This is a genomic window from Leifsonia virtsii (genome assembly GCF_030433675.1).
In the GTDB taxonomy this organism is placed as follows: Bacteria; Actinomycetota; Actinomycetes; order Actinomycetales; family Microbacteriaceae; genus Leifsonia; species Leifsonia virtsii.
In genome coordinates, this window is record NZ_JAROCB010000004.1 from 503,740 (window position 1) to 524,917 (window position 21,178).

The following is a 21,178-nucleotide window of genomic DNA, read 5'->3' on the forward strand; positions in this document are numbered from 1 at the left end:
CAATGGAGGAACACGTGACCATCGAGACAACGCCGCCCGTGCGCACCCTCGCGCCGGCGGCCCGCGCCGTCGAGGTGCTCGGCGGCGACCTGACGGAGGGTTCGCTCCGGCGCTACCTCAACGGCATCGCCGGCGTCGACGCGGTCGGCCTGGAGCAGCGCGCGGCCGGGCTGGGCACGCGGTCCATCAAGACGTCGAGCAAGAAGTGGGCGCTCGACACCGTCATCGAGCTGATCGACCTGACCACGCTGGAGGGCGCGGACACGCCGGGCAAGGTCCGCTCGCTCGTCGCCAAGGCACTGACCCCCGATCCGTCGGACCCTGGCACGCCGCGTCCCGCCGCCGTCTGCGTCTACGGCGACATGGTCCCGTACGCGGTGGAGGCGCTCGGCGCGGCCCACGCCGGTGCGGTCCGCCGTGCCGGGGCCAGCGCCGATGGACACAGTGGCGGCATCAACGTCGCCGCGGTCGCGACCGCGTTCCCGAGCGGCCGTGCGTCGCTCAAGGTCAAGCTCGCCGACACCGCCGACGCGGTGGCGGCCGGCGCCGACGAGATCGACATGGTCATCGACCGCGGCGCGTTCCTCTCTGGCCGCTACGGCCAGGTGTTCGACGAGATCGTCGCCGTCAAGGAGGCATGTCGCCGCGACGACGGCACCTACGCGCACCTCAAGGTCATCCTGGAGACAGGCGAGCTGAACACCTACGACAACGTGCGGCGCGCGTCCTGGCTCAGCATCCTGGCCGGCGGCGACTTCATCAAGACCTCGACCGGCAAGGTGTCGCCTGCGGCCACGCTGCCGGTGACCCTGCTCATGCTGGAGGTCGTGCGCGACTGGCACCGGCTCACCGGCGAGGAGATCGGCGTGAAGCCGGCGGGCGGCATCCGCTCGTCGAAGGACGCCATCAAGTACCTCGTGACCGTCGCCGAGACGGTGGGGGAGCACTGGCTGCAGCCGCACCTGTTCCGGTTCGGCGCGTCCAGCCTGCTCAACGACGTGCTGCTGCAGCGGCAGAAGCTGACCACCGGCCACTACTCCGGCGCCGACTACGTGACGATCGACTGAAAGCTGACCTGACCATGAGTTTCCTCGAATACGCACCGGCTCCCGAGTCGCGGTCGATCCTGAACCTCCGCGACCAGTACGGCCTCTTCATCGACGGCGAGTTCGTCGACGGGCACGGGACACCGTTCCAGACCATCTCGCCCGCCACGGAGGAGCGCATCGCCACCATCGCGACCGCCGACGCCTCCGACGTGGATGCGGCCGTCGCCGCCGCCCGCCGCGCCTACGACCGCGTCTGGTCGCGCATGAGCGGCAGCGACCGCGGCAAGTACCTGTTCCGCATCGCCCGGCTGGTGCAGGAGCGCGCCCGCGAGCTCGCCGTCGCCGAGAGCCTCGACAACGGCAAGCCGATCAAGGAGAGTCGGGATGTGGACGTCCCGCTCGTCGCCGCCTGGTTCTTCTACTACGCGGGATGGGCGGACAAGCTGGAGCACGCCGGCCTCGGCCCCGCGCCCCGCGCGCTCGGGGTCGCAGCCCAGGTCATCCCGTGGAACTTCCCGCTGCTCATGCTGGCGTGGAAGATCGCCCCCGCCCTGGCCGCGGGCAACACGGTCGTGCTGAAGCCGGCCGAGACCACCCCGCTGACCGCGCTGCTGTTCGCCGAGATCGTGCAGCAGGCCGACCTGCCGCCGGGCGTCGTCAACATCGTCACCGGCGCAGGGGAGACCGGCCGCGACCTGGTCTCCCACCCGGACGTGAACAAGGTGGCCTTCACCGGCTCCACCGCGGTCGGGCGCGAGATCGCCCGCTCGGTTGCCGGCACCTCCAAGAAGCTCACGCTCGAGCTCGGCGGAAAGGCCGCCAACATCGTCTTCGACGACGCACCCATCGACCAGGCGGTCGAAGGCATCGTGAACGGCATCTTCTTCAACCAGGGCCACGTCTGCTGCGCGGGCAGCCGGCTGCTCGTGCAGGAGAGCATCCACGACGAGGTCGTCGACCGGCTCAAGCACCGGCTGTCGACGCTGCGCCTCGGCGACCCGCTCGACAAGAACACCGACATCGGGGCGATCAACTCGGCCGAGCAGCTGCAGCGCATCCGCGAGCTGTCCGACATCGGCGAGGCGGAGGGCGCGGAGCGCTGGACCGCCGACTGCGCCATCCCGGAGAACGGCTTCTGGTTCGCGCCGACCATCTTCGACAACGTGTCGACGAGCCACCGCATCGCGCGCGAGGAGATCTTCGGCCCGGTGCTGTCGGTGCTGACCTTCCGCACCCCGGCCGAGGCGATCGCGAAGGCCAACAACACCCCGTACGGGCTTTCCGCCGGCATCTGGTCGGAGAAGGGCAGCCGCATCCTGGCCGTCGCCGACAAGCTGCGCGCCGGCGTGGTGTGGGCGAACACCTTCAACCGCTTCGACCCGGCCAGCCCGTTCGGCGGGTACAAGGAGTCCGGGTACGGCCGCGAGGGCGGCCGCCACGGTCTCGGCGCCTACCTGGTGCCCGGCCGGTCCCTCCCGGCCGCCGCCTCCATCCCCGCCCGCATCGCTCGCAAGGGAGCCTCCAAATGAGCCGCTTGGCCGTCCCGAAGACCTACAAGCTCTACATCGGCGGGAAGTTCCCGCGCAGCGAGTCCGGCCGCACCTACGAGGTGACCACGCCGAAGGGCGGGTTCCTCGCCAACGCGGCCAAGGCCTCCCGCAAGGACGCCCGTGACGCCGTGGTCGCCGCGCGCGCCGCGGTCTCGGGATGGTCGGGGGCCACCGCCTACAACCGCGGTCAGGTGCTCTACCGCATCGCGGAGCTGATGGAGGGCCGCCGGGCGCAGTTCGTCGACGAGATCCGCGAGACCGAGGGCGTCTCCGCCTCCGCCGCGACGGCGCAGGTCGATGAGGCGATCGACCGCTGGGTCTGGTACGCGGGCTGGGCGGACAAGTTCGCGCAGGTCGCGGGCAACGCCAACCCCGTCGCGGGCCCCTACTTCAACATCTCGGTGCCGGAGCCGACCGGCGTGGTCGCGATCGTCGCGCCGCAGGACTCGAGCCTGCTCGGTTTCGTGAGCGCCGTCGCTCCCGCCCTGGTCGCCGGCAACACGGTGGTCGTCGTGGCGAGCGAGCGCTTCCCGCTGTCGGCGATCAGCCTCAGCGAGGTGCTGGCGACGAGCGACGTGCCGGGCGGCGTGGTCAACATCCTGACCGGGTCGCCTGCCGAGATCGCGCCGTGGCTGGCGTCGCACGCCGACGTCAACGCGCTCGACCTGGTCGGTGCCGGCGAACTGGAGTGGATCGACCTGCAGATCGCCGCGGCGGACACCCTCAAGCGCGTCCTGCCGCCGGAGAACGGTCCCGACGCCGCCGCGCCGTCGCTCGACCGCATCGCGTTCTTCACCGAGACGAAGACGGTCTGGCACACCAAGTCGCTGCTCTGACCGGCCCGCGATTCGTGCCGAGTGGGCGCGATTCGTGACGGATGGGGCTCGATCGTCACGAACGGCGCTCGTTCGTCACGAATCGCGGCCCTCGCATCCCCGTTCGATTGGAGGGAGGATGGAGGGAGACCTAGGGGAGGCTGCGGATGACGGACGAGTGGAGACCGGAGGGCGAGGTGCTGGCCCTCGTCGGGGACAGCCTGACGCAGGGCGGCGACTGGGGGGCACTGCTGCCCGGTGAGACGGTGCGCAACTTCGGTGTCGCCGGCGACACGACCGACGACGTCATCGCGCGGCTGGACGCCGTGATCGAGTCGAGTCCGGCGCTCGTGGCCCTGCTCGTCGGCACCAACGACCTGGCCTGGCGCCGGTCGGTCGAGCACGTCGTCCGCAACGTGGAGACCATCCTGGTGACGCTCCGGAAGGAGCTGCCGGACACGCGCATCCTGGTGCAGTCGGTGATGCCGCGCGGGCACGAGTTCGCCGACCAGATCCGCGACATCAACCGGCACCTGTGGCAGTTCGCGCCGACCGTGCACGCCGGCTGGCTCGACCTGTGGCCGGCCCTCGCGCTGGAGGACGGCGAGCTGAATCCCGCCTTCACCGAGGACCGCCTGCACCTGAACGAGGAGGGCTACCGGGCCTGGGCCGCCGAACTGGCCCCCGCCCTGGAGCGCCTGCGCGACCTCCCGCCCAACTCCCGCGCCATCACCCTCCCCGACCTCGGCGGCTCCCGCTAGCCCCCACCATCGAGTCCGCGAAGACTGCACGCGACACGCCGTAGAGGCGTGCAGTCTTGGTGTACTCGACGGGGGATCAGGAGGTGCGGAGGAGGGCTTGGTAGACGCTGATGCCGCGGAGCCAGGTGGCGACGCGGATGCGCTCGTCGCGTGCGTGCAGCGCCCCGCGCTCGTCCGCGCTCAGCTCGAACGGCGTGAAGCGGTAGACGGCGTCGCAGATCCCGGTGAAGTGCCGGCTGTCGCTCGCGCCGAGCATGACGTACGGCGTGACGACGGCCCGCGGGTGCACGGCGCCGATGGCCGCGGCGAGCCGCTCCCACTGCGGCCCCTCCGACGGCGACACCGGCGACGGCTCGCTCGCGTCGACGGCCTCGATCCGCACCGCGTCATCCCGGATCGCCCGGCGCAGGTGGCCGAGCGTCTCCGCCACCGACGAGCCGACGGCGATGCGCGTGTTGACGACCGCCTCCGCGGTCTCCGGCAGGGCGTTCGCGGCGAGGCTGCCGCGCAGCTGCGTCACGGCGGTGGTGGTGCGCACGATCGCGCGCGTCTCGTCGCTCAGCCGGCCGAACACCCAGCGCAGCACAGGCTGCAGCCGCCGGGCGCGCGTGAACACGGCCCGCAGCGGCCCGGTCGCGTGCGCGCCGAGCGTCTCCACCATCCGCAGGTTCGTCTCGGTCAGCCGCGCCGGGAACGGCCGGGCGTTCAGCCGCGTGATCGCCCGTGCCAGCCGCACCGTCGCCGTCATCCGCGGGGGAGTGGACGCGTGCCCGCCGTGCTGCTCGACAGTGAGCCGCACGCTCGTGATGCCCTTCTCGCTCACCCCGACCACCGCGATCGGCGCGCTCACGCCCGGGAAGATCCGCTCGACGACCGCGCCGCCTTCGTCGAGCACGAGCGCCGGGCGGACGCCGCGCTCCCGCAGCACCGCCGCGATGCCGCGCGCACCGGAGCCGACCGTCTCCTCGTCGTGCCCGAAGCTCAGGTAGACGTCGTCCGCCGGCTGGAAGCCCTTGCGCACGAGCGCCTCCACGGCCTCCAGGATCGCGACGACGGCCCCCTTGTCGTCGATCGCCCCGCGCCCCCAGAGGAGACGCTGCTCGCCCTCGCCGGTGAGCTCGGCGGCGAACGGGGGATGCGTCCAGCCCTCCTCGGTCGCCGGCACCACGTCGTAGTGCGCCATCAGCACGGTCGGGTCGCCGTCGCCGCGGCCGCGCCAGCGGTACAGCAGCGAGTGGCCGTGCCGCTCGCGCTCCAGCGCGGCGTGCAGCGCCGGGTAGAGCTCCGGCAGCGCGTCGGCGAACCGGTCGAAGGCGGCCCAGTCGGTCTCCGACACGTCGTTGCGCGACATCGTGGGGATGCGCAGCAGCGAGCGGAACCGCTCCAGCGCGCCGTCGTCGGCGGACGTCACTCGCCGGCCGCCGCGCGGAAGGCGTCGAACGCCTCGTCGGAGAAGAGCACGAACCGCACGTGCTCGACCGATCCGACCCCCGAGGAGAGCACTGCGCGCACGGTGCTGACCGCGACCCGGGCGGCGTCGTCCATCGGCCAGCCGTAGACGCCGGCAGAGATGGCGGGGAATGCGACCGTGCGCGCGCCGAGCTCGCGGGCGACGCGGAGGGAGGAGCGGTACGCGTTCTGCAGCAGCGGCGTGCGGTCCTCGCGCGCCGACCAGACCGGTCCGACCGCGTGGATGACCCACTTCGACCCCAGGTCGCCCGCGATCGTGGCGACCGCCTGCCCGGTGGGGAGGCCCTCCGGGAGGGTCGTGGCGCGCAGTTCGCGCGTCGCCTCCAGGATCGCGGGGCCGCCGCGGCGGTGGATGGCGCCGTCGACGCCCCCGCCGCCGAGCAGCGAGCTGTTGGCGGCGTTCACGATGGCGTCGACCGTCTCGTCGGTGATGTCGCCGCGGACGATGCGGATGAGCTCCTCCACCGTCAGCCCCGGTTGTTGGAGAGCTCGTAGATCTTGAGCAGCTCGACGATGGCGTCGTCCTGGGCGCTCCCGCCCTCTTCGAACGCCTCGGAGACGTGGGTCCGGAGGTGGTTCTCGACGAGCAGCCGGTTGAGGGAGCCGAGCGACTTCTGGATGGCCAGCGACTGGGTGATGATGTCGATGCAGTAGTCCTCGTTCTCGATCATCTTCTCGAGACCCCGGAGCTGCCCTTCGAGGATGCGCGTTCGGTGCAGCGCCCGCTTCTTGATGTCTGCGATCACCCCCTCAGGATACGACCTTCCCGTGGATACCCCAGTGGGGTCTCAGTGTGCAAAAAGCCCCCCAATGGGGGGTAGGGGTGGACATACCGAGAGGTCTATCCTCCAGGGAGGGGTTGAGAAATATTCGTTTAACAGGAAAGGCCCGACTTTGCTGAAGAACCTCAGCCCGCTGCTGTCCGGTGCGCTCTTGAGCGCACTCGACGCCATGAGTGATGGCGAGACGCTTACCCTCGTGGGCAGCGGCTATCCGGAAGACCAGATCACCACGCCCGTCGTCCACCTCGGTGACGACGTCACGACGGAGGCCGCCGCAGAGGCCATCCTCTCCGTGTTCCCGCTCGATACGGAGGATGCCTCGCCGATCGTGTTCCTCGACCTCGCCGCAGAACCCTACGACGTGCCCGACGTCGCGTTCGCGGTGAACGGGATCGCCTCGGACGCCGAACTCCGCCGAGTCCCGATGACCCGCCTCGAGCTCGACGCCTTCGTCCAGCTCGCCCGACACTCCGCCGTCACGGTGCGCGTCGGGTCCGACGCGCCGCCGTGCGCATTCCTGTTCCGCCGGGGAGTGCTGTAGCCCGCAGCACGCCCCACCACACAGCGCCGCCCGCCCGGCCGGAGAGCGAGGTCTCCGGGAACCGGGCGGGCGCACCATGTCCGGGCCGCGTAGAGTGGGATGCCGTGTCCCGTCCCCACACGCCGCAGCAGCCCGCCTTCAACAGGGCCGCGCTCGCGCCCGGTCTGCTCGGCGCGATCGTGCTCCTCGCGGGGCTCGCGCTCGTCGGCGGCGACGCGTATCTCTACATCCGCTACGGCGTCAGCATCCTCGCTCTCATCCTCTGCGTCTTCGCCGGCCAGGCGCGGATGTGGTGGTGGCTGGTGGGCCTCGTGCCGCTCGCGGTGGTGTGGAATCCCGTGTGGCCGCTGCCGCTCGGCACCCTCGCCCTGCAGGGTCTCTCCATCGTCGGGGCGGTCGTCTTCGTCGCCGCCGCGGTCACGATCAAGATTCCCGCTGACACGCGTCGCTGAACGCCGGGCTTTCCGGTAAAATGGAGCTGCGCGTCCATCCTGTGCCGCGCTCCCGGCGTCACCCGCGTCGAGCCCGGTCCACTCGGTCACCGGTCCTCCCGCCTCCGCCGGCCTCACGCCCACACGGCGTCGCGTCCTCCGACAGCCCGCGACGCCTCCACTGGAGGACCATGTCTCGTTCCGGTCAGCGCACCAGCCCGACCAGGCAGCAGCAGCGGAAGAACCGGCACGCCAACAACGACGGGCTGATCCCCGTGCTCGCGCGCAAAGTGCGCGAGGTGGAGGCGAAGGCCGCGGACGGCAAGAAGCTCGGGCCGACCAACCGCACCAAGTTCCAGGTGATCGCCTTCCTCATGCGCGAGGAGCGCGCCCGCGCGAAGTCGGACCCCGACCTCAGCGACGCGCAGCGCGCGGAGCAGCTGAAGCGGCTCGACGGCATCGCCACCATTCTCGCCAAGACGGCGGCGCGCGACACATCGCTCATCTCGCTGCTCGAGAGCGAGTCGCCCTCCACGGCCACCGCGCAGAAGATGCGCCGGGACTGGCTGCTGGAGTCGGGCACGGAGCTCTCGCCCGACGACCTCATCATCACGATCGAGCGTCCCGTGGCCAAGCAGGACAGCGTCATCCCGCCGGAGCTGGCGCAGAAGCAGGTCGTGCCGCCCTCGGTGAAGGCGCGGCAACTGTCGAACCCGTTCCTCGCCCCCGACTTCTCGCGCCTCTCGCCCAGCACCCCGACCCCGCGGCGCAGGCTCGACTCGTGGGAGCTGCTCGGCCCGTTGTTCAAGTCGTTCGAGTACGGCGCGGGCGGCCAGGCCGCCAGCATGGAGCTCCCTCCGGCACCGCTGATCGACCGCTACTCACCGCACGGCCTCGAGCTGATGCACCACCAGTCGCGGTTCATCGAGAGCGTGCGGCAGGGGCACAGGAGCTTCCTACTCGCCGACGAGCCGGGCCTCGGCAAGACCGCGCAGTCGGTGCTCGCGGCCTCCGTCGCCGGCGCCTACCCGCTGCTCGCCGTCGTCCCGAACGTCGTCAAGATGAACTGGGCGCGCGAGGTGGAGCGGTGGACGCCGCACCGCCGCGCGACCGTCATCCACGGCGACGGCGAGGGGCTCGACGCCTTCGCCGACGTGGTGATCGTCAACTACGAGGTGCTCGACCGGCACCTCTCCTGGCTGAGCACGCTCGGCTTCAAGGGCATGGTGGTCGACGAGGCGCACTTCATCAAGAACCTGCACTCGCAGCGCTCGCGCCTGGTGCTGGGGCTCGCCGACGCCATCCGGCAGGCCACGCCCGACCCGCTGATGATCGCGCTGACCGGTACGCCGCTGATCAACGACATCGACGACTTCAAGGCGATCTGGCAGTTCCTCGGCTGGATCGACGGCAACAAGCCGACGGCCGAGCTGATGGAGCACCTGGAGGAGACCGGGCTGACCCCGGCCGACTTCGGCTTCTACGCGGCCGCCCGCGAGGCGGTCATCGACATGGGCATCGTCCGCCGGCGCAAGCTCGACGTGGCTGCCGACCTGCCGAGCCGGCGCGTGGTCGATCTGCCGGTCGAGCTCGACGACGAGATGGGCCGCTCCATCCGTCAGGCCGAGAAGGAACTGGCCGCGCGGCTCGTCGCGCGGTTCCACCGTGCCGCGGCCGCTGGGCGCCCCGACTCGTTCGACGGCGACGACGAGGCGCACCGCCACCACCTCATCCGCCTCGTGGCCCAGTCTGAGCTGGAGGAGGCGAAGTCGGCGAAGACCGGAGACAACGTCTTCACCATGGTCCGCAAGATCGGCCAGGCGAAGGCGGGGCTCGCCTCCGACTACACCGCGCAGCTGGCCCGCTCGGTCGGCAAGGTGGTGTTCTTCGCCAAGCACATCGACGTGATGGATGCGGCGGAGGAGGCCTTCGCAGCCCGCGACCTGAAGACGGTGTCGATCCGCGGCGACCAGTCCGCGCTCGCCCGCCAGAAGGAGATCGACGCGTTCAACAACGACCCGGAGGTCGCGGTCGCGGTCTGCTCGCTCACCGCGGCGGGCGTCGGCCTCAACCTGCAGGCGGCGTCGAACGTGGTCCTGGCCGAGCTGTCGTGGACGGCGGCGGAGCAGACGCAGGCGATCGACCGCGTGCACCGCATCGGCCAGGAGGAGCCGGTCACCGCGTGGCGCATCATCGCCGCGCAGACGATCGACTCCAAGATCGCGGAGCTGATCGACGCGAAGCAGGGCCTCGCTGCCCGCGCCCTCGACGGCAGCGACGTGGAGGTCGGCTCGACCGACTCCGTGCAGCTCGACGCGCTCATCCACCTCCTGGAGGACGCGCTCGCCTAGCCGCTACCGGTCAGGCGATCTCGGCGTCGTCGGGGTCGAGGGGGACGGGGCGGTCGTCGTCGGGGAGCAGCTCGTCGTCCTCGTCGTCGACCACGGGGAGGTCCTCCGGGTCGTGCACGACGGGCTCCGGCTCGTAGTCGGTCTCCTGCGCCTCGACGAAGTCGTCGAGACCCTCGTCGTCCCTGCGGTCACTTCCTCTGGGGTCGCTCATGCCCCGAGGGTACCGCCGTCGATCGCGCCGGTGAAGGCCGGTGTCAGTCGAGCTCGAACACGAAGGAGGCGCCGCGCTCGTCGTGCTCGATCCTGGCGCGCCCGCGGAAGCCGGCGAAGTCTCCCGTGCCCGTCCCGGCCACGATGTAGCCGAACGCGGACGGGTCGCCCGGGTGCTGCAATGCGCCGTGGTGCACGGTGACCGAGCCGCTGCGGCCGTCCTCCAGCCGCCCGGTGATCCGCTCGGCGGCGAGGTAGCCCCTGCCGTCCTCCTCCGTGCCCGACGAGACGAAGTGGGCGACCGACTCGCCGACCAGACCCTCGGTGTAGGTCTTGCGCATGACGACGGCGCCGACCCAGTCGCCCTCGATCCCGGGGAGGTCGGCCGGCTCCCAGCCGGTCACGTCGAAGCGGGCGGTGATGGTCTCTGCGGTCATGCGTTCACCGTAGGGCCCGCGTCACCCGTGGCGCTTGAAATTTCGCGACAGCCGGGATGTGGGCTAGACAGGGGATATGCCCCACCACTCCCAGACCGAGATCGAGCGCAAGTACGACGTCGACGCCGAGGCGCGGCATCCACTGCTCGTCGGGGTCGGCGCGGTCGCCGTGCAGCAGGAGCCGGAGCGGCACGAGCTCGTCGCCACGTACTTCGACACCGCCGACCTGACTCTCGCCCAGCACCGCACCGCTCTGCGGGTGCGCCGCGGGGGCCACGACGAGGGCTGGCACGTCAAGGAGCCCGCGGAGGAGGGCCGCACCGAGCGGCAGTGGCCGCTGACCGACGGGGACGAGCCGCCCGCCGACCTGCGGGACCACCTCCGGCCGCTCATCGGCGACGAGCCGCTCGTCCCGATTGCTCGCGTGACCAACCAGCGCGACAGTGTCGTGCTGCTCGACGCCGCCGGGTTCGAGGTCGCCGAGCTCACCGACGACCACGTGCGCAGCGAGAACCTGCGCGCCGGCGGCACGCAGGAGTGGCGGGAGTGGGAGGTCGAACTGCTCGCCGGTGCGCCGGACACGCGGACCGGCCGCACCGCCCTGCTCGACGGGATCGAGGAGCGGCTGCTCGCCGCCGGCGCCCGGCCCTCGGAGAGCTCCTCGAAGCTCCAGCGAGCGCTCGGGCTCTGACCCGCCTACCACCGCGCCGCCGCATCCGTCCAGTGCGATTTTGTGCAGCCGCGTGCTCCCGGGCATGATTCAGGGGACGCATCGCACGAAACGGAGCAGCATGAAGATCGGCATCCTCACCAGTGGCGGAGACTGCCCGGGCCTCAACGCGGTCATCCGCGGCGCGGTCCTGAAGGGCGACCGCGTCCACCACTCCGAGTTCGCCGGCTTCCGCTACGGCTGGCGCGGCGTCGTCGAGGGCGACATCATGCCGCTCGACCGGCACAGCGTCCGCGGTCTCTCGCGCCAGGGCGGCACCATCCTCGGCTCCAGCCGCACCAACCCGTTCGAGACGGACAAGGGCGGCCCGGAGAACATCCAGCGGATGATGGACGAGAACGGCATCGACGCCATCATCGCGATCGGCGGGGAGGGCACGCTGACCGCAGCCCGCCGACTCACCGACGCCGGCCTCAAGATCGTCGGCGTCCCCAAGACCATCGACAACGACCTCGCCGCCACCGACTACTCGTTCGGCTTCGACACCGCGGTGGAGATCGCCACCGAGGCCATCGACCGCCTGCGCACGACCGCGGAGTCGCACCAGCGCTGCATGGTCGTCGAGGTGATGGGCCGTCACGTCGGCTGGATCGCCCTCCACTCGGGCATGGCGGGCGGCGCGCACGCCATCCTGATCCCGGAGCAACCGCAGTCCATCGAGCAGATCTGCGAGTGGGTGGAGTCGGTGCGCGACCGCGGCCGCGCACCGGTGATCGTCGTCTCCGAGGGCTTCCACCTGGACACGATGGAGGAGGCGCACTCGCACAAGGGCCTCGACGCGTTCAACCGTCCCCGCCTCGGCGGCATCGGCGAGATGCTCGCCCCCATGATCGAGGAGCGCACCGGCATCGAGTCGCGCGCGACCGTGCTCGGCCACATGCAGCGCGGCGGCGTCCCGAGCGCCTATGACCGCGTGCTCGCCACGCGTCTCGGCATGGCGGCGGTGGATGCGGTGTACGAGGGCCGCTGGGGCTCCATGGTGTCGCTGCGCGGCACGGACGTGGTCAACGTCTCGATCGCCGACGCCACCGGCGGCCTCAAGACCGTGCCGGACGCGCGCTACGAGGAGGCCGCGCTCCTCTTCGGCTGAGAGTCTTCGGCTGAGAGGCTTAGGCTGAGAGTCCCTGCTGTTCCGAGGCTGCCGGGGCTAGGCTCCTCCCTACCAGGGGAAGGAGCCCATCCGTGCCGCGATTCGTCCAGTTCGAGGAGTTCGGTTCTCGCGACTACCTGCAGGTGGTCGAGCGGGACAGACCGTGGGCGGGCCCCGGTCAGCTCCTCGTGCGGGTGATGGCGGCCGGGCTCAACCCGATGGACTACAAGGCGTACCGCTCCGAGCAGGCGGCGGCGCACATGGGCGTCACCCTCCCGAGCGGCATCGGGCAGGACTTCGCCGGCTTCGTCGAGGAGCTGGGGGAGGGTGCGACCCGGTTCGAGCTCGGGCAGGCCGTGTTCGGCACGGCCCCGTTCGCGTCCATCGCCGACTTCGTCGTCGTCCCTGAGGACGGCGCGGTGGTGGCGAAGCCCGACCCGCTCACCTTCGAGGTGGCCGGCTCGCTCGGCGTGGTCGGGCGCACGGCCATGGCGACCGTCCGCTCGATCGACCTGCACGAGCGGGACACGGTCCTCGTCAGCGCGGCGGCCGGCGGCGTGGGCGTGCTGGCGGCGCAGCTGGCGGTCCGGGCCGGCGCGACCGTGATCGGCACCGCGTCGGAGGACAACCACGAGTTCCTGGAGTCGCTCGGCGTGATCCCGGTCGCGTACGGCGACGGCCTGGCCGACCGGGTGCGCGATGTGCTCGACGACGACCGGGTCACCGCGGTGCTCGACAACCACGGGCCGGACACGATCCAGGCGGCGCTCGAGCTGGGCGTCCCGATCGAGCGCGTCAACACGATCGCCGCCTTCGGGCCGGACGCGCACGGCGCCAGCACGGTCGGCGGCCGCGCGGCGGGCAACGACGAGCTCGCCGAGCTGGCCGCCCTGCTGGCGGAGAACGAGCTGGTGCTGCCCATCGACTCCATCTACCCCATCGAGCGCACCGTCGAGGCCTTCGGGAGGCTCGAGGGCGGCCATGTGCGCGGCAAGATCGTCGTCGTCACCGACTGAGAGGGAGCATCCGTGATCCACGAGGACACCGCCCGGCAACTGCGGGCCGCGGGGCTGCGCTGGCAGCCCGCGTCAGGGGACACCTTCGCCATCGACCGGCCCGGAATGGAGGGCGAGCGGTTCACGGTCAGCGACATGACGATCGAGCCGCACCACTTCGACACCGGTACGATCCTGGGCTTCAACGGCACCACGGAGTGGGCGCTCGACTCGCTCGCGGTCGAGGACGCGCTGTGGATCCCGCGTGAGGACCAGCTGCGCGAGCTGCTCGGCGGCACCTTCCGCCACCTCGCCCGCACGCCCGACGGGTACCGGGTCACCGTGCTCCTGGAGGGGCAGGAGCGGTACTTCGAGGAGCCGGAGGCCGACGCCGCGTACGCGCAGGCGCTGCTGTCGCTGATCGGGGCGGCGGTCTCGTAGCAGGCGGCCCGCCGGTTCAGGCGGGGGCGAGGAGGGACGCGTCCACGTCGCCGACGCTGCGCGCGCCGGCGAGGCCGAGCGTGATGTCCAGCTCGGCGATGGTGTTGCGCAGCAGTTCGCGCACGCCCTCCTCGCCGGCCAGCGCCAGGGCGTAGACGTACGGCCGTCCGATGGCGACCGCGCGGGCTCCGAGGGCGAGCGCGACCAGGGCGTCCGACCCGCCACGGATCCCGCTGTCGAACAGCACGGGGAGGCGGCCGTCCACCGCGTCCACGACCGCGGGGAGGGCGTCCAGTGCCGCGATCTCGCCGTCGAGCTGGCGGCCGCCGTGGTTCGAGACCTGCACGGCGTCGACGCCGGCGTCGACAGCGCGGCGGGCGTCGTCGGGATGCAGCACGCCCTTCAGCACGATCGGAAGCCGCGTGCGCTCGCGCAGGAACGCCAGATCGTCCCAGGTCAGGGACGGGTCGGCGAAGACGTCGAGGAACGTCTCGACCGCGGCGAGCGGCTCACCGGAGCGGAGGTTGTCGCGGAGGCGACCCGGGTGGTGGCGCAGGATGCTCGCGAAGGCGGCGACCGCGGCGGGCGTCACCGTGGTCGCGGTCCGGCCCCCGCGGGCGGCCCGCTCGCGCACGAGCTCCCGGAACACCGGGTCGGACGTGTACTGCGCGATGCCGAGTCCGCGGCTGAACGGCAGGTAGCCGAGGGCGAGGTCGCGCGGGCGCCAGCCCAGCACGTGCGTGTCGAGCGTGACGACGATCGCCTCGCAGCCGGAGCGCTCGGCGCGGCCGACGAGGCTCTCGACCAGGTCCCGCGACGAGCTCCAGTACAGCTGGAACCACCGGGAGGCGCCGGGCCGCGCCGCGTCCATCGCCGCGGCGACCTCCTCCATCGGCTGCGACGCCTGGGTGGAGAGCACCGCCGGGACGCCGAGCGAGGCCGCCGCGCGCGCGGCCAGCGCATCGCCGCCGCGCCGGGCGAGCTCGAGTACGCCGATCGGCGCGAGCAGCAGGGGAGTGGGGCGCCGCACGCCGAACAGCTCGACGGACAGGTCGCGGGCCGAGACGTCGCGGAGCACGTTCGGCACGATGCGGCGGCGGCGGAACGCGTCGAGGTTGGCCTGCGCGGTGCGCTCCAGCCCGGCGGACCCGGCGACGTACGCGAACGCCGCACGCGACATCCGGCGCTGCGCCGCCCGCTCCAGCTCGGCCGCGCCGACCGGCACCCGCGGCCGCCGCCCTGCGACCCCGGCCCGGTAGATCTCGGCCTGCGCCTCGCGCCCGACGCTTCCGCTCATGCCCCCATCCTGCCCCGCCACGCATCCGTGGGTCGCGACACGCCGTGACGCCCGCGCGATGACGGCGTGTTGCGTCCCATGGATGCCGCCGTGTGGACACGACACGCCGTGGGCGCGCGCGTCGCGGCGGCGTGTCGCGTCAACCAGGCGCGCGGCCTCAGCGGCGGCGCTTGCGGGCTCGGGCGCCTCCGGCCCGCTCGCGCGCGGCCACGTCGGGGTTGCGGGAGCTGTGCGCGGTGCGGCCGCGGACGATCCCGATGAACTCGTCGACCAGCGGATGCTGTCCCTCGCGCGGCCAGGTGAGGCCGATCCGGCTCTGCGGGGCGTCCTCCAGCCGGAGGGCCACCACGTCGCGCCGCCGCAGCGCCTTCGCGACCGACGCGGGCAGCAGCGCCACCCCGTCGCCCGACGCGACGCTGCGCATCAGCGCCTCCGACGGCTTCCCGGTCACCCGCGGCTCGTCGTCGAAGTCGGCCAGCCGCCAGGTCTCCTCGAGCGTCAGCAGGTGCTCGTGGTGCACGACGGCCACTACGTCCTCCGCGTACAGCGGGATGAGGTGCCGCTCGTCGTCGGGCTCCGCGTCCCGCGCGAACACCATGTCGGCCTCGCCCGCCGCCAGGGCCGCGAGCGGGTCGTCGCTCGGCCGCACCACCAGCTCCACGCGGGGGAAGCGCTGCTCGAAGGTGCGCGTCCACTTGCCGACGGTCACGCCGAGCGGGAAGGCTACGCGGAAGGGGGAGGACACCTCACGAGGGTAGCGAACGGTAGCCTTGAGCACATGAAGGCGCAGACCATGAAGGCGGCCACCGCGGCCAAGAAGCTCGGCATCTACCTGCCGGCGGCGCCGGAGGACTTCCGCGACCGCGAGATCAGCCGCACCGAGCTGGACGCGCTGGTCGCCGAGCCGCCCGCATGGCTGCAGGAGCTGCGCGCCGACGGCCCGCACCCGCGCGACGTCGTCGCCCGCAAGCTGGGCGTCTCGAACTCCGGCCTCGCCCGCGGCGGCATCACCGAGGCCCTGACCACCGCTCAGATCAAGGATCTGCTGGCCGACCCGCCGGAGTGGCTCGTCGCCGAGCGCGCGACCCAGGCGGCCGTGCGGGCCGAGAACGCCCGCGTCAAGCAGCGCGACGCCGAGCGTGCGGCGCGGCGGGCGGCGGAGGAGCGCTAGAGCGTCACATCCCGGCCGGCTGCTCGCCGCCGTCGGGCGTGCGCATCGCCGACCGCGCCGCGTGCGCGACGACCGACGGCCCCGTGGTCAGCAGCGCACGGCGCCACGGCGCGACGCCGTCGATCTCGATCTGCAGCGAGAAGCTCAGGATGGTGCGGATGAGCACGATGATCCCCAGCACCAGCGCGTCGGTCAGCGACGGCGTCGAGGTGACCGTCTTGACCAGGTCCGCCGCGACCAGGATCTCCAGCCCCAGCAGGATCACCCCGCCGAAGCTCTCCCGCAGCGTCCGGAACGCCGCGACCCCGCTGCGCTGACGCCGCCACGCGACGAGCGCGAGCACGACTGCGACGACGAAACCGACCGCCATCGCTGCGACCCCGGCGAACTCGAACGCTATGCCGGTCGCCTCGAAGAACGCATGCGCATCCATGCGTTCATGGTGCCACGTAGAATCTTCCGGTGCCTCCCGAAACCCCGGCCGCGTCCGGCATCGACCCCGACGATCTCGCGGCGACCCTCCGTGTGCTCGAACGCCTCCATGAGCTCGACCACGACCATCCCGACTTCGTCGCCGTCCGGCGTGCGACCGGCCACATGTTCAAGGCGGTCAAGCAGGAGCGGCGGCGCACCCTGCGGCAGCAGGTGCAGGACGCCGACAAGGCCGTCATCGCGGCCACCGCGACCGGCGCGCCCGACCGCATCGACGACGAGACCCGTGGCCGCGAGCTGACCTCCAGCAGCACCGGATCCCGCACCGCGGGCACCCTGATCACCTCCCGCGCCTGCTACATCTGCAAGCAGCACTACACCGAGGTCGACTGGTTCTACCACCAGCTCTGCCCGTCGTGCGCGGCGTTCAGCCACGCCAAGCGCAACGCCCGCACCGACCTGACCGGCAAGCGCGCGCTGCTCACCGGCGGCCGGGCGAAGATCGGCATGCATATCGCGCTGCGGCTGCTGCGCGACGGCGCCCACCTCACGATCACGACCCGGTTCCCGCGCGATGCGGTGCGCCGCTTCTCGCAGCTGCCCGACGCGGGGCAGTGGATCGACCGGCTGCGGGTCGTCGGCATCGACCTGCGCGACCCGGCCCAGGTGATCGGGCTGGCCGACTCGGTCGCCGCGCGCGGTTCGCTCGACATCCTGATCAACAACGCCGCGCAGACCGTCCGGCGCTCGCCGGGCGCCTATTCGCTGCTGGCGGAGGCCGAGACGCAGCCGCTGCCGGATGGGCCGCTGCCGGAGCTGGAGACCTTCGGCCACACCGCCGACCCGCATCCGCTCGCGCTGGAGCGGTCGGTGGCGGCGCACCCGCTGCTTTCCGCCGCCGACGTGCGCGGCACGATCGCCGAGCTGGCCGGCGCCGCCGCGCTCACCGCCGACGACCTGGCCACCGCAGCGATGACCGCGGGCTCCTCCTCGCTCGCCCGGCACGCCGACGGCACGGCCATCGACGCGGGCGGGCTCGTCCCGGATGTGGCGCACGTCAACTCCTGGACCCAGGCCATCGGCTCCATCGATGCGCTCGAACTGCTCGAGGTCCAGCTGTGCAACCAGACCGCGCCGTTCATCCTGATCGACCGCCTTCGCCCGTCGCTGGCCGCCGCCGGCCGCTCCTACGTCGTCAACGTCTCGGCGATGGAGGGCGTCTTCGGCCGCCGCTACAAGGGCGCAGGGCACCCGCACACGAACATGTCGAAGGCCGCCCTCAACATGCTGACCCGCACGAGCGCGGAGGAGCTGTTCCAGAGCGACGGCATCCTGATGACGAGCGTCGACACGGGATGGATCACCGACGAGCGCCCGCACCACACGAAGGTGCGCCTCGCCGAGGAGGGGTTCCACGCCCCGCTCGACCTCGTCGACGGCGCCGCGCGCGTCTACGACCCGATCGTCCGCGGCGAGGCGGGCGAAGACCTCCACGGCGTCTTCCTGAAGGACTACAGTGTCTCGGCCTGGTGAGCAGTACGCTGACGACGTGAGCGAGATCCCCGTCCCCGGCCAGGCGCGCCCCGCACCCAAGTCGACCAAGGGCGGCAGTCTCCGGCACTGGCTGCTCACCGGCCTCGTCGACGAGCGCGGCACCCAGCAGGGACCGCACGGGCGCAACCCCGAGCGCACCCACCCGTGGTGGCAGGTCATGTGCCTCACCGGTGTCGACTATTTCTCGACCCTCGGCTACCAGCCCGCGATCGCGGCGCTGGCGGCCGGCCTGATCTCGCCGTTCGCCACCCTCGTGCTGGTGGCGCTGACGCTGCTCGGCGCCCTCCCGGTGTACCGCAGGGTCGCGCGCGAGAGCTTCAAGGGCTCCGGCTCGATCGCCATGCTGGAGCGGCTGCTGCCCTGGTGGGCTGGAAAGCTCCTGGTGCTGGTGCTGCTCGGCTTCGCGGCGACGGACTTCATGATCACGATCACGCTCTCCGCGGCGGACGCCTCGGCGCACGCGATCGAGAACCCGTTCGCGCCCGACTGGTTCCACGGCAACAACGTCCTGATCACGCTCTTCCTGCTCGCCCTGCTCGGCGCGGTGTTCCTGAAGGGCTTCAAGGAGGCCATCGGCATCGCGGTGGTGCTGGTCGCGGTGTACCTGGCGCTCAACGTGGTGGTCGTCGGCGTCTCGATCGTGCAGGTGTTCCTGCACCCGACGGCGGTGACCGACTGGTCGGAGGCGCTGTTCCGGCAGAACGGCAACCCGCTGATCATCGTCGGGGTCGCGCTGCTGGTGTTCCCGAAGCTCGCGCTGGGCCTGTCCGGGTTCGAGACGGGTGTCGCCGTGATGCCGCAGATCAAGGGACGGCCGGACGACGACCCCGCGTACCCGAAGGGACGCATCCGCGGCGCCGGCCGGCTGCTCACCACGGCCGCCATCATCATGAGCGTCTTCCTGATCACGTCGAGCTTCACCACGACGCTGCTCATCCCGCAGCGCGAGTTCCAGCCGGGCGGGCAGGCGAACGGCCGCGCGCTGGCATACCTCGCGCACGAGTATCTGGGCAACGGCTTCGGCACGGTCTACGACCTCTCGACCATCCTGATCCTCTGGTTCGCGGGCGCGTCGGCGATGGCCGGACTGCTCAACCTGGTGCCGCGCTACCTGCCGCGGTACGGGATGGCGCCCCAGTGGGCGCGCGCCGTGCGACCGCTGGTGCTCGTCTTCACGGCGATCGCATTCCTCATCACGCTGATCTTCCAGGCGAGCGTGGACGCGCAGGGCGGCGCGTACGCGACCGGCGTCCTGGTGCTCATCACGTCGGCGTCCCTCGCGGTGACCCTGTCGGCGCGCCGCAAGCGGCAGCCGAAGCGCATGTGGACGTTCGGGCTGATCACGGCGATCTTCGTCTACACCACGATCGACAACATCATCGAGCGGCCCGACGGCCTGCGCATCGCGGCGCTGTTCATCCTCGGCATCCTGACCGTGTCGATCGTGTCGCGCATCGGGCGGTCGTTCCAGCTGCGCGCCACCTCGGTGACCTTCGACGTGACGGCGCTCGACTTCATCCTGGAGGACGCGGAGGAGGGCGAGATCCGCATCATCTCGCACGAGCCCGACGTGGACACCACTAAGGAGTACGAGCAGAAGAACAAGGACGAGCGGAAGTTCAGCCACATCCCGCAGCGGTCGCGCACGATCTTCCTGGAGGTGCTGCCGTCGGACTCCTCCGACTTCGAGGAGGACCTGGTGGTGCAGGGGGTCGTGAAGCACGGCTACCGGGTGCTGCAGGTGCGCAGCGGCAACGTGCCGAACACGATCGCGGCGGTGCTCATCGAGATGCGCGACGTCACCGGCGTGGTGCCGACGATCTACTTCGAGTGGACCGAGGGCAACCCGATCTCGAACATGTTCCGCTACCTGATCACCGGCGTCGGCGAGGTCGCCCCCGTCACGCGCGAGGTCCTCCGCGAGGCCGAGAAGGACGTCAAGCGCCGCCCCGCCGTCCACGTCTCCTGACGCCCGCCACCCACTCTCGAGTCCGCGAAGACTGCACGCGACACGCCGCGCGGGCGTGCAGTATTCGCGGAGTCGACGGTGGGGGTTACTCGACGGGGAACTCGAGCCAGGCGAGGCCGCGGAGGTCGAGGCAGAGGCGGCCGGCACGTTCGGCGGCGACGGCGAGCACGTCGCCGCAGACGGAGCAGCGCAGGATGAGGCCGTGCTCGTCCACGTAGACCCGGCCGCGGGCGACGACGGACTCGTCGCCGCAGTTGACGCACTGGCCGACTGCGGTGGTGATGTCGGCCGCGAACACCTCCGACAGCAGCCCGGCGGCGGCGTTGCCGTCGAGGTAGTCCTGGTTCGTCATGGCGTCCCTCCGATGCCGCCGTAGCGCTCGGTGCGGATGCGCGCCGGGTCGTGATTCGCGTCGACCAGCCAGCCGGAGACCGCCTCGACGAACGGCGTCGACCCGCAGATGAAGAAGGTGGGGGAGTCGGAGGCCGGCAGCACGCGCTGCATGAATCCTTCGGCGGTCAGGCGGCCGGGCTTCGTCTCCGAGCCCGCCGGCGCCTGCCGCGTGTAGACGTAGTCGACGTGGAGCGGCGCCGCGGCGTCGGCCGCCAGCCCCGCGAGCTCGTCGGTGTAGTACCCGGAGAACGGCGTGCGCACCGAGTAAAGCATCCGGAACGGCGCGGTGCTCGCCGCCGCCGCGTGCGCCCGCGCCATCGACATGAGCGGCACGACGCCGGAGCCGCCGGCGATCAGCTGCACCGGTCCGCTGTCGCCCGGCCGCCAGACGAACCAGCCGCCGACCGGACCGCGCACCTCCAGCTGGTCGCCCTTCTGCAGGCCGCGGACCAGGTACGGCGAGACCTCGCCGTCGGCGAGCTCCTCGACCGTCAGCTCCAGCTCGTCGTCCGGCAGCTCGTGGGGCTCCAGGGCTCCCCGGCCGCCGCCGGACGCGATCGAGTACGACCGGACCGCCTGGTACCCGTCGGGCGCGGTCAGCCGGATGTCGACGTGCTGACCGGCCAGATGGCCGTGCAGTCCAGGGATGCGCAGCCGGATGGTGCGGGCCGTCGGGGTCTCCATCCGCGTGTCGACCACGTCGGCCACC

24 protein-coding genes are annotated in these 21,178 nt (G+C 71.7%); 14 read left to right on the top strand and 10 right to left on the bottom strand.

What is annotated here, in order from left to right:
- Nucleotides 1–2: 2 nt before the first annotated feature.
- From deoC to P5G59_RS16560, 4 genes are all read left to right on the top strand, one after another.
- Nucleotides 3–1,067, top strand: a complete 1,065-nt coding sequence (gene deoC, locus P5G59_RS16545; RefSeq protein ID WP_301220101.1) for a deoxyribose-phosphate aldolase — start codon at nucleotides 3–5, stop codon at nucleotides 1,065–1,067.
- Between the two features lie 14 nt (nucleotides 1,068–1,081).
- Nucleotides 1,082–2,578 carry an aldehyde dehydrogenase family protein gene (locus tag P5G59_RS16550; protein ID WP_301220102.1) on the top strand — a complete coding sequence of 499 codons (1,497 nt, stop codon included), beginning with the start codon at nucleotides 1,082–1,084 and terminating at the stop codon, nucleotides 2,576–2,578.
- Nucleotides 2,575–3,435 carry an aldehyde dehydrogenase family protein gene (locus tag P5G59_RS16555; protein ID WP_301220103.1) on the top strand — a complete coding sequence of 287 codons (861 nt, stop codon included), beginning with the start codon at nucleotides 2,575–2,577 and terminating at the stop codon, nucleotides 3,433–3,435. Before P5G59_RS16550 ends, P5G59_RS16555 begins: the two co-directional genes overlap by 4 nt.
- Nucleotides 3,436–3,581: 146 nt before the next feature.
- On the top strand, nucleotides 3,582–4,175 hold the full coding sequence (locus P5G59_RS16560) for an SGNH/GDSL hydrolase family protein (RefSeq protein WP_301220104.1): 594 nt from the start codon (nucleotides 3,582–3,584) through the stop codon (nucleotides 4,173–4,175).
- A 76-nt stretch (nucleotides 4,176–4,251) separates the two neighbouring features.
- Here the strand turns inward: P5G59_RS16560 and P5G59_RS16565 are convergent, their stop codons facing one another.
- The 3 genes from P5G59_RS16565 to P5G59_RS16575 are packed head-to-tail and all read right to left on the bottom strand — an operon-like array spanning nucleotide 4,252 to nucleotide 6,391.
- Nucleotides 4,252–5,526, bottom strand: coding sequence for a M20/M25/M40 family metallo-hydrolase (locus P5G59_RS16565; protein ID WP_301220158.1), 1,275 nt, complete (start codon nucleotides 5,524–5,526; stop codon nucleotides 4,252–4,254).
- A gap of 56 nt (nucleotides 5,527–5,582) precedes the next feature.
- Entirely contained in the window at nucleotides 5,583–6,110 is a 528-nt protein-coding gene (locus P5G59_RS16570) for an O-acetyl-ADP-ribose deacetylase (RefSeq protein WP_301220105.1), read from the bottom strand.
- 2 nt (nucleotides 6,111–6,112) lie between these two features.
- The gene (locus P5G59_RS16575; RefSeq protein WP_115698346.1) at nucleotides 6,113–6,391 is read right to left on the bottom strand and encodes a metal-sensitive transcriptional regulator; all 279 of its coding nucleotides are present in this window, start codon (nucleotides 6,389–6,391) and stop codon (nucleotides 6,113–6,115) included.
- A gap of 148 nt (nucleotides 6,392–6,539) precedes the next feature.
- Between P5G59_RS16575 and P5G59_RS16580 the strand changes: the two genes are divergently transcribed.
- The 3 genes from P5G59_RS16580 (at nucleotide 6,540) to P5G59_RS16590 (ending at nucleotide 9,750) form a co-directional block, all read left to right on the top strand.
- The gene (locus tag P5G59_RS16580; protein ID WP_301220106.1) at nucleotides 6,540–6,968 is read left to right on the top strand and encodes an RbsD/FucU domain-containing protein; all 429 of its coding nucleotides are present in this window, start codon (nucleotides 6,540–6,542) and stop codon (nucleotides 6,966–6,968) included.
- Nucleotides 6,969–7,072: 104 nt separating this feature from the next.
- Nucleotides 7,073–7,420, top strand: coding sequence for a DUF6804 family protein (locus P5G59_RS16585; RefSeq protein ID WP_301220107.1), 348 nt, complete (start codon nucleotides 7,073–7,075; stop codon nucleotides 7,418–7,420).
- A 170-nt stretch (nucleotides 7,421–7,590) separates the two neighbouring features.
- Complete coding sequence (locus P5G59_RS16590) at nucleotides 7,591–9,750, top strand: DEAD/DEAH box helicase (protein WP_301220108.1); 2,160 nt, start codon at nucleotides 7,591–7,593, stop codon at nucleotides 9,748–9,750.
- A 10-nt stretch (nucleotides 9,751–9,760) separates the two neighbouring features.
- Here the strand turns inward: P5G59_RS16590 and P5G59_RS16595 are convergent, their stop codons facing one another.
- Both P5G59_RS16595 and P5G59_RS16600 read right to left on the bottom strand, forming a co-directional pair.
- Complete coding sequence (locus P5G59_RS16595) at nucleotides 9,761–9,961, bottom strand: hypothetical protein (protein WP_301220109.1); 201 nt, start codon at nucleotides 9,959–9,961, stop codon at nucleotides 9,761–9,763.
- A 43-nt stretch (nucleotides 9,962–10,004) separates the two neighbouring features.
- The gene (locus tag P5G59_RS16600; protein WP_301220110.1) at nucleotides 10,005–10,397 is read right to left on the bottom strand and encodes a DUF3224 domain-containing protein; all 393 of its coding nucleotides are present in this window, start codon (nucleotides 10,395–10,397) and stop codon (nucleotides 10,005–10,007) included.
- Nucleotides 10,398–10,473: 76 nt separating this feature from the next.
- Here P5G59_RS16600 and P5G59_RS16605 point away from each other — a divergent pair, with 76 nt between their 5' ends.
- The 4 genes from P5G59_RS16605 to P5G59_RS16620 all read left to right on the top strand — a co-directional run bounded on the left by P5G59_RS16605 (nucleotide 10,474) and on the right by P5G59_RS16620 (nucleotide 13,653).
- Nucleotides 10,474–11,088: a CYTH domain-containing protein gene (locus P5G59_RS16605; protein ID WP_301220111.1), complete on the top strand. Its 615-nt coding sequence runs from the start codon at nucleotides 10,474–10,476 to the stop codon at nucleotides 11,086–11,088.
- A 100-nt stretch (nucleotides 11,089–11,188) separates the two neighbouring features.
- Entirely contained in the window at nucleotides 11,189–12,217 is a 1,029-nt protein-coding gene (locus P5G59_RS16610; protein WP_175336431.1) for a 6-phosphofructokinase, read from the top strand.
- Between the two features lie 92 nt (nucleotides 12,218–12,309).
- A complete protein-coding gene (locus P5G59_RS16615; protein ID WP_301220112.1) occupies nucleotides 12,310–13,233 on the top strand; it encodes an NADP-dependent oxidoreductase in 924 nt (307 codons plus the stop codon).
- A 12-nt stretch (nucleotides 13,234–13,245) separates the two neighbouring features.
- A complete protein-coding gene (locus tag P5G59_RS16620; RefSeq protein WP_175336429.1) occupies nucleotides 13,246–13,653 on the top strand; it encodes a hypothetical protein in 408 nt (135 codons plus the stop codon).
- A 16-nt stretch (nucleotides 13,654–13,669) separates the two neighbouring features.
- On the opposite strand, the gene P5G59_RS16625 is transcribed toward P5G59_RS16620, so the two are convergent.
- Together P5G59_RS16625 and P5G59_RS16630 are read right to left on the bottom strand one after the other, a co-directional pair.
- Nucleotides 13,670–14,950 carry an alpha-hydroxy-acid oxidizing protein gene (locus P5G59_RS16625; protein ID WP_301220113.1) on the bottom strand — a complete coding sequence of 427 codons (1,281 nt, stop codon included), beginning with the start codon at nucleotides 14,948–14,950 and terminating at the stop codon, nucleotides 13,670–13,672.
- Nucleotides 14,951–15,107: 157 nt separating this feature from the next.
- A complete protein-coding gene (locus tag P5G59_RS16630; RefSeq protein WP_301220114.1) occupies nucleotides 15,108–15,695 on the bottom strand; it encodes a LysR family transcriptional regulator substrate-binding protein in 588 nt (195 codons plus the stop codon).
- Between the two features lie 33 nt (nucleotides 15,696–15,728).
- Here P5G59_RS16630 and P5G59_RS16635 point away from each other — a divergent pair, with 33 nt between their 5' ends.
- Nucleotides 15,729–16,121 carry a DUF5997 family protein gene (locus P5G59_RS16635; RefSeq protein WP_301220115.1) on the top strand — a complete coding sequence of 131 codons (393 nt, stop codon included), beginning with the start codon at nucleotides 15,729–15,731 and terminating at the stop codon, nucleotides 16,119–16,121.
- A gap of 4 nt (nucleotides 16,122–16,125) precedes the next feature.
- Here P5G59_RS16635 and P5G59_RS16640 read toward each other — a convergent pair whose 3' ends face one another.
- Entirely contained in the window at nucleotides 16,126–16,554 is a 429-nt protein-coding gene (locus P5G59_RS16640) for a DUF1622 domain-containing protein (protein WP_301220116.1), read from the bottom strand.
- Nucleotides 16,555–16,583: 29 nt separating this feature from the next.
- Between P5G59_RS16640 and P5G59_RS16645 the strand changes: the two genes are divergently transcribed.
- Nucleotides 16,584–18,086 carry an SDR family NAD(P)-dependent oxidoreductase gene (locus tag P5G59_RS16645; RefSeq protein WP_301220117.1) on the top strand — a complete coding sequence of 501 codons (1,503 nt, stop codon included), beginning with the start codon at nucleotides 16,584–16,586 and terminating at the stop codon, nucleotides 18,084–18,086.
- Nucleotides 18,087–18,264: 178 nt separating this feature from the next.
- Nucleotides 18,265–20,076: an APC family permease gene (locus P5G59_RS16650; RefSeq protein ID WP_301220159.1), complete on the top strand. Its 1,812-nt coding sequence runs from the start codon at nucleotides 18,265–18,267 to the stop codon at nucleotides 20,074–20,076.
- Nucleotides 20,077–20,161: 85 nt separating this feature from the next.
- Here P5G59_RS16650 and P5G59_RS16655 read toward each other — a convergent pair whose 3' ends face one another.
- A complete protein-coding gene (locus P5G59_RS16655) occupies nucleotides 20,162–20,428 on the bottom strand; it encodes a DUF6510 family protein (protein WP_301220118.1) in 267 nt (88 codons plus the stop codon).
- Entirely contained in the window at nucleotides 20,425–21,177 is a 753-nt protein-coding gene (locus tag P5G59_RS16660; protein WP_301220160.1) for an FAD-binding oxidoreductase, read from the bottom strand. The genes P5G59_RS16655 and P5G59_RS16660 overlap by 4 nt, the downstream gene beginning before the upstream one ends.
- Nucleotide 21,178 lies beyond the last annotated feature (1 nt).

What these genes read in the sequence shown, in the direction of transcription:
- P5G59_RS16565 (WP_301220158.1), bottom strand. Translation starts at nt 5,526, where the DNA reads ATGTCGCGCAACGACGTGTCGGAGACCGACTGGGCCGCCTTCGACCGG.
- P5G59_RS16595 (WP_301220109.1), bottom strand. Translation starts at nt 9,961, where the DNA reads ATGAGCGACCCCAGAGGAAGTGACCGCAGGGACGACGAGGGTCTCGAC.
- P5G59_RS16655 (WP_301220118.1), bottom strand. Translation starts at nt 20,428, where the DNA reads ATGACGAACCAGGACTACCTCGACGGCAACGCCGCCGCCGGGCTGCTG.
- P5G59_RS16555 (WP_301220103.1), top strand. Translation starts at nt 2,575, where the DNA reads ATGAGCCGCTTGGCCGTCCCGAAGACCTACAAGCTCTACATCGGCGGG.
- P5G59_RS16590 (WP_301220108.1), top strand. Translation starts at nt 7,591, where the DNA reads ATGTCTCGTTCCGGTCAGCGCACCAGCCCGACCAGGCAGCAGCAGCGG.
- P5G59_RS16650 (WP_301220159.1), top strand. Translation starts at nt 18,265, where the DNA reads ATGTGCCTCACCGGTGTCGACTATTTCTCGACCCTCGGCTACCAGCCC.
- P5G59_RS16635 (WP_301220115.1), top strand. Translation starts at nt 15,729, where the DNA reads ATGAAGGCGCAGACCATGAAGGCGGCCACCGCGGCCAAGAAGCTCGGC.
- deoC (WP_301220101.1), top strand. Translation starts at nt 3, where the DNA reads ATGGAGGAACACGTGACCATCGAGACAACGCCGCCCGTGCGCACCCTC.
- P5G59_RS16600 (WP_301220110.1), bottom strand. Translation starts at nt 10,397, where the DNA reads ATGACCGCAGAGACCATCACCGCCCGCTTCGACGTGACCGGCTGGGAG.
- P5G59_RS16640 (WP_301220116.1), bottom strand. Translation starts at nt 16,554, where the DNA reads ATGGATGCGCATGCGTTCTTCGAGGCGACCGGCATAGCGTTCGAGTTC.
- P5G59_RS16560 (WP_301220104.1), top strand. Translation starts at nt 3,582, where the DNA reads ATGACGGACGAGTGGAGACCGGAGGGCGAGGTGCTGGCCCTCGTCGGG.
- P5G59_RS16610 (WP_175336431.1), top strand. Translation starts at nt 11,189, where the DNA reads ATGAAGATCGGCATCCTCACCAGTGGCGGAGACTGCCCGGGCCTCAAC.
- P5G59_RS16550 (WP_301220102.1), top strand. Translation starts at nt 1,082, where the DNA reads ATGAGTTTCCTCGAATACGCACCGGCTCCCGAGTCGCGGTCGATCCTG.
- P5G59_RS16605 (WP_301220111.1), top strand. Translation starts at nt 10,474, where the DNA reads ATGCCCCACCACTCCCAGACCGAGATCGAGCGCAAGTACGACGTCGAC.
- P5G59_RS16625 (WP_301220113.1), bottom strand. Translation starts at nt 14,950, where the DNA reads ATGAGCGGAAGCGTCGGGCGCGAGGCGCAGGCCGAGATCTACCGGGCC.